The organism is Pseudoalteromonas sp. McH1-42, assembly GCF_022347845.1.
In the GTDB taxonomy this organism is placed as follows: domain Bacteria; phylum Pseudomonadota; class Gammaproteobacteria; order Enterobacterales; family Alteromonadaceae; genus Pseudoalteromonas; species Pseudoalteromonas rubra_D.
The window spans coordinates 129187-139519 of sequence record NZ_JAKRFU010000018.1; the positions used below are offsets into that span (position 1 = coordinate 129187).

The 10333-nt window shown below is 49.9% G+C and carries 10 protein-coding genes; 4 read left to right on the plus strand and 6 right to left on the minus strand.

What is annotated here, in order from left to right:
- Positions 1–239 precede the first annotated feature (239 nt).
- From prfC to MHN31_RS16625, 4 genes are all read left to right on the plus strand, one after another.
- Positions 240–1829 (plus strand): peptide chain release factor 3, encoded by a 1590-nt coding sequence (gene prfC, locus MHN31_RS16610; RefSeq protein ID WP_239444812.1) that lies wholly within the window; start codon positions 240–242, stop codon positions 1827–1829.
- A 198-nt stretch (positions 1830–2027) separates the two neighbouring features.
- On the plus strand, positions 2028–3770 hold the full coding sequence (gene argS, locus MHN31_RS16615; protein ID WP_125560718.1) for an arginine--tRNA ligase: 1743 nt from the start codon (positions 2028–2030) through the stop codon (positions 3768–3770).
- Positions 3771–3863: 93 nt separating this feature from the next.
- Positions 3864–4502, plus strand: coding sequence for a pyridoxamine 5'-phosphate oxidase (gene pdxH, locus MHN31_RS16620; protein WP_125560716.1), 639 nt, complete (start codon positions 3864–3866; stop codon positions 4500–4502).
- Positions 4503–4513: 11 nt separating this feature from the next.
- A complete protein-coding gene (locus MHN31_RS16625; protein ID WP_239444813.1) occupies positions 4514–5278 on the plus strand; it encodes a TatD family hydrolase in 765 nt (254 codons plus the stop codon).
- Positions 5279–5420: 142 nt separating this feature from the next.
- On the opposite strand, the gene MHN31_RS16630 is transcribed toward MHN31_RS16625, so the two are convergent.
- Genes MHN31_RS16630 through MHN31_RS16655 form a run of 6 tightly spaced genes read right to left on the minus strand, consistent with a single transcriptional unit; the run spans position 5421 to position 10333 of the window.
- Entirely contained in the window at positions 5421–5666 is a 246-nt protein-coding gene (locus MHN31_RS16630) for an acyl carrier protein (protein WP_125560712.1), read from the minus strand.
- Between the two features lie 47 nt (positions 5667–5713).
- Entirely contained in the window at positions 5714–7486 is a 1773-nt protein-coding gene (locus MHN31_RS16635) for a fatty acyl-AMP ligase (protein ID WP_239444814.1), read from the minus strand.
- Entirely contained in the window at positions 7483–7968 is a 486-nt protein-coding gene (locus MHN31_RS16640) for a 3-hydroxyacyl-ACP dehydratase FabZ family protein (protein WP_125560707.1), read from the minus strand. Before MHN31_RS16640 ends, MHN31_RS16635 begins: the two co-directional genes overlap by 4 nt.
- A 27-nt stretch (positions 7969–7995) precedes the next feature.
- Positions 7996–8442 (minus strand): hypothetical protein, encoded by a 447-nt coding sequence (locus MHN31_RS16645; protein WP_125560705.1) that lies wholly within the window; start codon positions 8440–8442, stop codon positions 7996–7998.
- Entirely contained in the window at positions 8439–9287 is an 849-nt protein-coding gene (locus MHN31_RS16650) for an alpha/beta fold hydrolase (RefSeq protein WP_125560703.1), read from the minus strand. The genes MHN31_RS16645 and MHN31_RS16650 overlap by 4 nt, the downstream gene beginning before the upstream one ends.
- The gene (locus MHN31_RS16655) at positions 9284–10333 is read right to left on the minus strand and encodes an NAD-dependent epimerase/dehydratase family protein (protein WP_125560701.1); all 1050 of its coding nucleotides are present in this window, start codon (positions 10331–10333) and stop codon (positions 9284–9286) included. Before MHN31_RS16655 ends, MHN31_RS16650 begins: the two co-directional genes overlap by 4 nt.

Here is a 10333-nt window from a genome sequence, read left to right on the forward strand (position 1 = left end):
AAGTCATTTTATTCAAGAAATATTCATATCCCATTTTTGGCATCGAGTGAAGCATGGGAAATTTGACCCGATATTGAACGAAATCATGACGTAACTGACCTTCACTGATTGTTAAAAGCGCCAAGATCGGCGAAAATAGTGCATGATTAAAAATGAACCCGCCGGATGACCCTGCAAAGTGTCATGCGCACACTTTGCGTAGCATGTGTGGATCCGCGTATAACCTAAAGAATTGACTAATGGCAGATCAGACTTTCCTCAATGAAATAAACAAGCGACGTACCTTCGCTATCATCTCGCACCCGGATGCGGGTAAGACCACCATCACAGAAAAAGTACTCTTGTTCGGTAAGGCCCTGCAACAGGCTGGTACAGTAAAAGGCCGTGGTTCTAACCAGCACGCAAAATCAGACTGGATGGACATGGAAAAAGAGCGTGGTATCTCAGTAACCACGTCTGTGATGCAGTTCCCGTTCAACGACAGCCTGGTTAATCTGCTGGATACCCCGGGACACGAGGACTTCTCGGAAGATACTTATCGTACGCTCACTGCCGTGGATTCCTGTCTGATGGTCATCGACGCGGCCAAAGGTGTTGAGGATCGAACCCGTAAGCTAATGGAAGTCACCCGTTTACGCGATACGCCTATCGTGACCTTCATGAACAAGCTGGACCGTGATATCCGCGATCCGATGGAGCTGCTGGACGAAGTTGAGACTGAACTGAACATCATGTGCGCGCCAGTTACCTGGCCGATTGGCTGTGGTAAAGAGTTCAAAGGGGTGTACCACATTCACCGTGATGAGACCATTTTGTATCAAACGGGTCAGGGCCATACCATTCAGGAAGTGCGCACCATTAAGGGGTTAGATAATGCCGACTTGGATGCCGCCGTCGGTGAAAGCCTGGCAGAGCAGCTGCGTGAAGAGCTGGAACTGGTCATTGGTGCCTCACATGAATTCGATAAAGAGCTATTCCTCAGTGGCGAACTGACGCCGGTGTATTTTGGTACCGCCCTTGGTAACTTTGGTGTGGATCACATGCTCGATGGCCTGACTGAGTGGGCGCCGTCACCGCTGCCGCGTCAAACAGATGAGCGCGAAGTGTGTGCAGATGATGATAAATTCACCGGATTCGTATTTAAAATTCAGGCTAACATGGACCCGAAACACCGTGACCGTATCGCCTTTATGCGTATTGTGTCAGGTAAATACACTCAGGGCATGAAGATGAATCATGTTCGCTTGGGTAAGCAAGTGAGCATCTCTGACGCCGTGACCTTTATGGCAGGTGATCGTGAACGCGCACAGGAAGCCTTTGCCGGTGACATCATCGGTTTGCACAACCACGGTACAATCCAGATTGGTGATACTTTCACTCAGGGTGAAAAACTCAAGTTCAGTGGCATTCCGAACTTTGCCCCTGAGCTGTTCCGCCGTATCCGCCTTAAAGATCCACTCAAGCAAAAGCAGCTGCTCAAAGGTCTGGTACAGTTATCAGAAGAAGGTGCCGTACAGGTGTTCCGCCCGCTGATCAACAACGATCTAATCGTAGGCGCGGTCGGTGTGCTGCAGTTTGACGTGGTAGTGGCACGACTGAAGTCTGAGTACAACGTGGATGCGATCTACGAAAGCGTTAACGTTCAGACGGCGCGTTGGGTTAATTGTGAAGACGAGAAAAAACTGGCCGAATTCCGCCGTAAGTGTGAGCAGAACCTGGCACTCGATGGAGGCGATAACCTGACGTATATCGCGCCAAGCCGGGTGAATCTAAACCTGTCGATGGAACGTTATCCGGACGTTCAGTTCCATCAGACGCGCGAACACTAAGTTAACGCGGGCCATCCGGCTTGCCTGATGGTCCCAAAAGTCATGCTTCGGGTTGATTTGGCTCTGGCGCGTCCTATAAGCTAGTGTATTCGATCCGATTGTTCGCTGACTGTTTAAAGCTGCGTTTTATTCCGGCGCCCCAAGGCGCCGATGATGTTTGCTCAGTGCCCAGGCTGGCACTGACCCAAAGGAAACACAATGAACATTAAAAGTATTCTAATTGAAAAAGCTCTGTCTGCGATGGCCGCGGCAGGGATCCCTGAAGGCACCAATCCGGCGGTAACGCAAAGCACCCGTGCGCAGTTTGGTGACTATCAAATTAATGGCGCAATGGGCGCTGCGAAAGCACTAAAAACTAACCCGCGAGAGCTGGCTCAGAAGATCATTGATAATTTGGATGTGAGCGATGTGGCTGCAAAAACTGAAATTGCCGGCCCGGGCTTTATCAATATTCACCTTAAGCCGGAGTTTCTGGCTGCGAGCCTGGAAGCGGCCAATCAGGATGCCAAGCTAGGCGTGGCTGAGCATGCTCAGGCGCAAAACGTGGTTGTCGATTTCTCGTCGCCTAACCTGGCTAAAGAAATGCACGTGGGTCATCTGCGTTCTACCATCATTGGTGATGCGGTGGTACGTGCGCTTGAGTTCCGTGGTGACAAAGTCACGCGTCAGAACCACGTGGGCGACTGGGGCACGCAGTTTGGTATGCTAATCGCACACCTGGAAGATATGCTGGCGCAAGGCATTGACCTGGAAAACGTGGCACTGGCGGATTTGGAAACTTTCTACCGCGATGCTAAGAAGCGCTTCGACGATGAAGAAGGGTTCTCGGATAAGGCCCGTGATTACGTGGTTAAATTACAAGGTGGTGATGCACATTGCCAGAAACTGTGGCAGTTGTTTATCGACACGTCCGTGAAGCACTCTGAAGAAGTGTATAAAAAGCTGAATGTGACGCTCACGCGCGATGACATTATGGCTGAAAGTGCCTACAACGATCGTCTGGCCGGGATCATCGCGCTGTTAAAAGAGAAAAACATTGCGGTTGAAGATCAGGGCGCACAGGTGGTGTTCCTGGATGAGCTGGCAAACAAAGATGGTGAACCGTCGGTGTTTATCGTGCAAAAATCAGGTGGTGGGTTCTTGTATGCCACGACCGATCTGGCAGCGTGTGATTATCGCTCCAACGAGCTGGGCGCTGAGCGCATCCTGATCTTTGTGGATGCCCGCCAGAGCCTGCACTTTAACCAGGTTGAGCTGACTGCACGCAAAGCGGGCCTGCTGCGCGACGAAACCAGCTATGAGTTCTGTCCGTTTGGGACTATGATGGGCAGCGACGGTAAGCCGTTCAAGACCCGTACAGGCGGTACAGTCAAGCTGGCTGAACTGTTGGATGAAGCGGTTAGCCGTGCCAGCGAAAAACTAGCCGACCGTGCGTCTGAGCTGAGTGCAGAAGCACGCGCTGAAATCGCCCGCAAAGTGGGTATTGGCGCGGTGAAATATGCCGATCTGTCGAAGCACCGTACCAGTGATTACATCTTCAACTGGGATACCATGCTGAGCTTCGAAGGCGCAACCGCACCTTACTTACAGTATGCGTATACCCGTGTGCGCAGTATTTTCCGCAAAGCCGGAGTAGACAGCGCGGCGCTCAGTGGCAGCATCAACATTGTAGAGCCACAGGAAAAGGCGCTTGCGCTGAAACTCCTGCAGCTTGAAGAAGTATTGGATCTGATGATCGGCGAAGCTACACCTCACGTACTATGTGGATATCTGTACGAGCTGGCGAGTCTGTACATGACCTTCTACGAAGCTTGTCCAATCCTTAAAGACGATGTGTCTGCTGAAGTACGTGAAAGCCGTCTGTTGTTGTGTAATCTGGTTGCCAGAACACTTCACACAGGTCTGGAACTGCTGGGCATCGAGGTGATGGAGCAGATGTAAGTCCTGCGTGAGATCATGTAATGCATGCATCACGTTATGTTAGACTGAGGCCGCACTAATGCGGCCTTTTGTGTTATGTAAGGAATGACCACCATGAAACTTGATGATATTCGTCGCGAATATACTAAAGATGGCCTCTCCCGCGAGAAGCTCGATGACAATCCCATAGTGCAGTTTGAACACTGGCTGCAACAAGCCGTGGATGCAAACCTCAGCGACCCGACCGCCATGGTGGTGGCCACGGTGGATGAGCAGGGTCAGCCGTCACAGCGGATTGTGTTGCTTAAACAGGTAGACGACAACGGTTTTGTCTTTTTCACCAACACCGGGTCGCGTAAGGCACAAGAGCTCAAAGGTAATAACAAGATTTCATTGCATTTTCCCTGGCACAATCTGGAGCGTCAGGTGATAGTGTATGGTGAAGCCGAACCGCTACCGACAGCTGCGGTGGCTAAGTACTTCCTCTCCCGTCCAAAAGAAAGCCAGCTTGCTGCCTGGGCTTCAGCCCAGTCGCGTCCGGTCTCCTCTCGTCAGGCCCTGATGCAGACCTTCAACAGCATGAAAAGCAAGTTCGCGAAAGGCGATATTCCGTTGCCGGACTTCTGGGGCGGGTACTGTGTTAAACCTCATCAGATTGAATTCTGGCAAGGGGGAGAGCATCGTTTGCATGACCGCTTTATGTATCGTAAAGATGCCAATGGGCAGTGGCAGGTTGAACGCCTTAACCCTTAGTGCCATATCCCATGCGCTTCATTGATACCCATTGCCATCTCGATTTTGAAGAATTCAGAGACAGTTTGTCACACCATCTGACAGAGGCGGAGGCACTGGGTGTTGGGCAGTGGGTGGTGCCTGGGGTAACGTTGAAGCAGTGCCGCACTTTGCCTGCTTTCGCCCAGCTGCACCCGGGCGTGCACATCGCCTTTGGCCTTCATCCTTACTTTATGGCACAACACAGCGCCACGGATATGCTTGACTTAGCGGCGCTTGCCCATTTGCATCGTTCGCAGCTGGTGGCGATTGGTGAGTGTGGTATTGATGCCATGGTCGATGATGTTACTGCGCAGCAGCACTTGTTTCGTGAGCACATAGTGCTGGCCAATGACCTCCGTCTGCCGCTGATTGTCCATCATCGCAAAAGTCATCACCTGCTGGCCAAGGCTTTTAAACAGTGCCCCCCTCAAAACGGAGGTGTTATTCATGCCTTCTCTGGCTCATTGCAAGATGCGCAGAGTTATCTGAAGCTCGGGTTTAAACTCGGTGTGGGTGGCACCATCAGTTATCCGCGAGCGGCGAAAACCCGTACAACCCTGGCGCAAGTTCCGTTGCAAGCATTGGTGTTGGAGACAGATGCACCATCGATGCCGTTAGCGGGTTATCAGGGACAGCCCAATGTGCCAAAACGGGTGGTCGAGGTGTTTGAACAACTCTGTACTATTCGGGATGAATCGCCCGAAAAGATAGCGGAAACTCTATACAATTCGTCGCAATCATTGTTTAGCTGCTGAGCAATGCTCAGTTAAATTGCGCTCCTGTGTTGAGAGCTGAGCTGTTGGCAGGGGGGGGAAAGAATGTAGTGACGTCCATTCTTTCCCTATACCACTTTACATCATTAGGTATGCGATATTGTTAAGTGGCAGTGTGCGCAGACTACACTGCGCTTTCGGTTGTTGTCAGTTCTTCACCGAGTGCTGCCAGGGTTTCGAATTCCATCACCCAGTCCAGCTCAACACTTATGTCTAACTGCTCTTCCAGATATTCACAAAACTCAACCACGTCAATGGAGTCTAAGCCCAGTAATGCGATATCGTTTTCAAGATCCTGCTCAGAGAAGTCACTTTTGACGTTCTCTTTACCCCAACTGATGATCAGTGTACGGATTTGTTGTAATGTCATAGTATGTCCTTTAGTTAAGTCAATGACTTGATATATGGTTGTTTCTATTAATATTCAGTCCAGCTCGCAACGAGGTCCAATTGCTGCTCAATAAACTGAGATTTACAGCTTTGGCGGCGTATTTTGCCACTGGAAGTCATTGGAACGGATGAGGGAGATACCAGCGCAATTGCATGGACCGGGATCGCAAATTCTTTGTAGACGGCAATCCGAATTGCTTCAAACACTTCGTTGTAGTCGCTTTCTCTGGCATGCAAACGGTTGAGCTCATGGACTAAGACCAGTCGCTCTTTGTCATCTTTATAGAGAGATGTAGCGGCACAGCGACCAGGCTTTAATGCAGCATGGGCAAGTTCACTGCACGCTTCTATATCCTGAGGGTAAATATTCCGCCCATTGAAGATCAGCAGATCTTTTGAGCGGCCTGTGATGTAGATATTGCCCTGGTATAAAAAGCCAAGATCACCGGTGTTGAGGAAGTCTCGCTCATCAGAGGAGTTTGCCAGGCGATTTTTGAAAGCTCTGGTCGAGGCGTTTTGATTTGCCCAATATCCCGGTGCATTACACGGACTGGTAAGCCAGATTTCTCCTATGTGCAATTCATCATGTTTTGTCTGGGTATCCGGACAAACAATGGCGATGGAGTTTTCGATGAGTGGTGTGCCGCTGGCGACCAATACGATACTCTCTTCATTTTGCGTTTGAAGTGGCACAATCCGTCCCTGTTCATAGCTACTTCTGTCTGCATGCAACAGAACTGGCTCCGAAGCTTCTATCGCACCACTGATGATCAATGTTGACTCTGCGGTGCCATAGCATGGGTACAGTGCATCGGCTTTGAACCCACAGCGTTTAAACCTCTCTGCAAATTGTTTGAGCGTGCTGGCTCTGACAGGTTCGGCACCATTGAATGCGACCTCCCAACTCGATAAGTCGAGTGTTTCCAGCTCGCTATCAGTGATCTTATCGACGCACAGTTGATAAGCAAAGTTGGGGGCACCAGATACCCGAACTCGATAATCTGAGATGGCTTTAAGCCACCGATAAGGTTTTTGTAAAAATGCATTGGGAGCCATAAAAATAAACGGCTGAGCAATATAAATGGCCTGCATGAAGTTACCGATCAGGCCCATATCATGGAAGAGTGGCAACCAGGACAGGTACACCGAGTTACCATAATTACGGAACCCTTTTTTGAGCAGGAGTTGATTCTCTATCAGATTATCGTGGGTCAACGCCACCCCTTTTGGCGCACCAGTTGAGCCGGACGTATATTGTAAAAAGGCGATGTCGCTACCTTGTGTGACCACCGGAATAAAGTCAGAGCGCTCAGGGTGGGAGGCGAGTGTCTCATAAGACACATATTTACCGAGCGTGCTCTCAAAGTGCGTCGCTTCATGCTTGTGAAGCCTGGGGAGTAGCTTTTCGATGGACACAATGAGCTTGCAGTCTGCATTTTCAACAATGCTTTGCATACGCGTCCACTCACTTTTACGTCGACCGGGGATTGGTAAGGGGATCGAAATCACCCCGGCGTACATACAGCCCAAAAATGCCACCGCGAACTCGTAGGAAGACTGAAAAAGCAGTATGACTCTGTCATCTCTTGCGACCTGTGCACGTAAGCCGCATGCGAATTGCTGGGCCTGATCATGCAACATACGATATGTCATCGGAGTTTGTTGTTGCTCCCCGTCTTGTAAAAAGACCAGTGCGGTATCATCTGCATTTTTGCTAGCTCTTTTAGTTAAAATATCTACGAACGTAGGCAACGCATCGGGTTGATAGGAGGTTGCTGGCATTGTCGTTGAATCAATCATACAGTGTACTCAATATCCGGGTTTGAAGTTAAACATTGGCGTAGTTTGTTGTGGCGCTCTATGAGCAGCTGTTTGGCATTGTCTGTGGGGAAGGACAGTACCTTCATTCTAAGCTCTGCACTTGCACAGAGTTGCTCGTTATTGAATAAACGGACATCGCACAGAGAAAAGCCGCGCTCGCATTTTGTGAGTATCGCTTCACAGCGCAATTTGTCCCCAGGCTGAACAATGCCTATGAACTTACCTTTATTTATCTTTGCCAGAATGGCCATGGCTTCAAAGTTGTTGTTGACCATAGTGAGGTGGCCTGCGGCTTGCGCCATTACCTCGGTCAACAGTACGCCGGGAAAAATAGGGGCGTCTGGAAAGTGTTCTTCAAATAAAGGCGCAGTGCTTGGCACCGCGCTGTACGCAGTTAAGCTGCTGCGATCATCCGAAACAGAGGTTATCTCATCCAGCATCAAGAATTTTTCTATGTTCATTGACGTTTCCTTGTTAGTGTTCGGGACTTATGCGGCCGCGGCAGCTGCAAATCCGTTTGTTTGCTCTTTTTTCGCTTTGTAATATAAAGTCAGCTGTACTGAACTCCAGAAAAACTCAATCAGGATGAATAAGTACAGAATACGGCTGGTATCGAAGGCAAATACATAGAGGCACATTAAGCTGCCGTAATACAGTCTGAGGTAGCCATCGCACATGCCAAAAATGGGCTCCCGTTTGACGATCCTCAACGTCGACCACATGATGGCGAAGCCACCAAATAAATTAGCAAATAGCAAATGAAAGCCTGAAAACTGAGGGTAATCTCCTGTGGCACCAAACAGAGTGTGTGCTTCCTGTAAGGGGCCGGCAAGATACCAGGCCGTGAGTATTGGTAAGGCAAACATACCAGCTGCGAAGTAATCGTAAATGGCGCTGTATAGCTGGGCCTTGGAAAGTTTCTGAGTTGCGTTCATGAATAAGTTTCCTTCGAATTAAAGTGTGTGAATGGCACGACGCGTGTTGAGCTTGCCGGTAATGCCAGTGCTTTTGATAAAATGTGCAGCAAAGCATGCGATGAAGTGTGAAACATAAAAAAATGTCCCCCTTTCAGTCGGTGGTTGATACACGATTGTCGGGTGAGTCGATGCCACATAGCCATGTCGTGCGGCATTGCCAATTGGTCTTCGGTGCCTGCAATGGTGGTTATCGGTATGTTGATCTCCGGATGTGCACCATGTTGCACGAAGTGCTGGCATTGATGTAAATCAGGTCTGAGCACACTCAAGTGCCCCTGCAGTTCCTGTTCAGATACATCAGCCATCCATTTGGGATCGGATCTGCGCAAGATGTTCATCAATTCGCCGTCCGACATTTCCTGCCAGCGAAAAGTGTGTCGTGTTGGTGGACAGCATGCCAAAGCAAAAAAGTGCTGTGGCAAGGCCATGCCGTTTTCAGCCAAGTGGCCAATAACCGCATAGGCCAGCAACGCGCCCATGCTGTAACCGACAAATGCAAAAGGCATGTTTTGCTGTTCGATGAGCTGGGAGAGCGGTGCCAGATACGCATCGAAGCTATCCGCAATTTGCTCTGTTGCCCGTTTGCCTCGGCCAGGTAACTGCACACATACCAATTCTATATGTTCAGGTAACCTGTTTCGCCAATGGTAAAAAGCGCTCACATCACCGCCGGCAAAAGGAAAGGCATATAATCTCAGCGTCGCCGCCGGATTTTGGCCCAACCCGACGAACCATTGGTCAGCCGGTGAGGGCCTCGGCTGGGCTGGCAAGCGGGTTGGCTGTTCGAACAGCAATTGGTTCATAAATAGGCTTCCCGCTTCTGAGTCTCAGGAGCAATACAGGTTTTACCTTCTTCTGAGCGCATCCATTCACGCGTTAACTCCATGCCTGCTTCAAAGCTGACCCAGCTTTCGAACCCCAGTTCTGATTTAGCTTTATGAATTGGAAAGCCTTGATTTCTGCTGAGCAAGTGCACGGCATGGCGCGTTAGCAGCGGGCGAGACTTGATATTGAGCAACGCATAGACTTTCTCCATCAGGTAGCCAAAGCCAAAGGCAAGGCTCGCGGGGACTTTCATACACTTCCAGTGTTGAGGTTTAAAGCATTGCCCCATCCCCTCTACAAAGTCTTTCCAAGAATGCTCACCTTCATCCCGGATATTGTATGCCTGTCCTGCTGCGGCTGGTATATCAGCCGCACGTAGCATTGCCTCGGTAAGGTTGCGCACATACACTAAGCCTGCATGAGAATGTCCCCCATCTAGCAAGACCATTTCTTTATTTAGCATCAGGCGGCTTATTTCTACTACCCATTCCATGGATCTGGGACCGTATACGGATGCGGGACGAAACACCGTCACCGGCACATCACGCTCTTGAACTGCGCGCCAGATCACTTCTTCACCTTCGGCTTTACTGCGGTTATAAGGCAGGCCAATATTTTGCGGACCATAGTCTTCCGACACTGGCGACTTAGGGTAACCGTATACATCAGATGTACTGATGTGGATCAGGCGTTCGGCGTCAGAATGTTCCAGCGCAGCCAGAACGTTTTCTACACCACGGATATTGGCAGCAAAAAATGCGTCATCAGCAGCCCAGTCAGAGGAGAGACCGGCACAGTTATAAATCACTTTGACGTTTTGCGCCGCTGCGATCAGGGTTTCCCGATCTTCCAGTGTGCCATAGACAATATCAACCGGCAGGCCTTCAAGCACTTTGCATTTTGGCGATTGGCGCACAAGAACGCGCACTTTTTTGTTCGCCTCTAGCAAAGTATGCACCATGTGATTGCCGATAAAACCTGTTGCCCCGGTAACCAGGGCGTCATATGTTGTATTTGAATCCAT

Coding starts and splice junctions, on each gene's coding strand:
- prfC (WP_239444812.1), top strand. CDS start 240: ATGGCAGATCAGACTTTCCTCAATGAAATAAACAAGCGACGTACCTTC.
- argS (WP_125560718.1), top strand. CDS start 2,028: ATGAACATTAAAAGTATTCTAATTGAAAAAGCTCTGTCTGCGATGGCC.
- pdxH (WP_125560716.1), top strand. CDS start 3,864: ATGAAACTTGATGATATTCGTCGCGAATATACTAAAGATGGCCTCTCC.
- MHN31_RS16625 (WP_239444813.1), top strand. CDS start 4,514: ATGCGCTTCATTGATACCCATTGCCATCTCGATTTTGAAGAATTCAGA.
- MHN31_RS16630 (WP_125560712.1), bottom strand. CDS start 5,666: ATGACATTACAACAAATCCGTACACTGATCATCAGTTGGGGTAAAGAG.
- MHN31_RS16635 (WP_239444814.1), bottom strand. CDS start 7,486: ATGATTGATTCAACGACAATGCCAGCAACCTCCTATCAACCCGATGCG.
- MHN31_RS16640 (WP_125560707.1), bottom strand. CDS start 7,968: ATGAACATAGAAAAATTCTTGATGCTGGATGAGATAACCTCTGTTTCG.
- MHN31_RS16645 (WP_125560705.1), bottom strand. CDS start 8,442: ATGAACGCAACTCAGAAACTTTCCAAGGCCCAGCTATACAGCGCCATT.
- MHN31_RS16650 (WP_125560703.1), bottom strand. CDS start 9,287: ATGAACCAATTGCTGTTCGAACAGCCAACCCGCTTGCCAGCCCAGCCG.
- MHN31_RS16655 (WP_125560701.1), bottom strand. CDS start 10,333: ATGGATTCAAATACAACATATGACGCCCTGGTTACCGGGGCAACAGGT.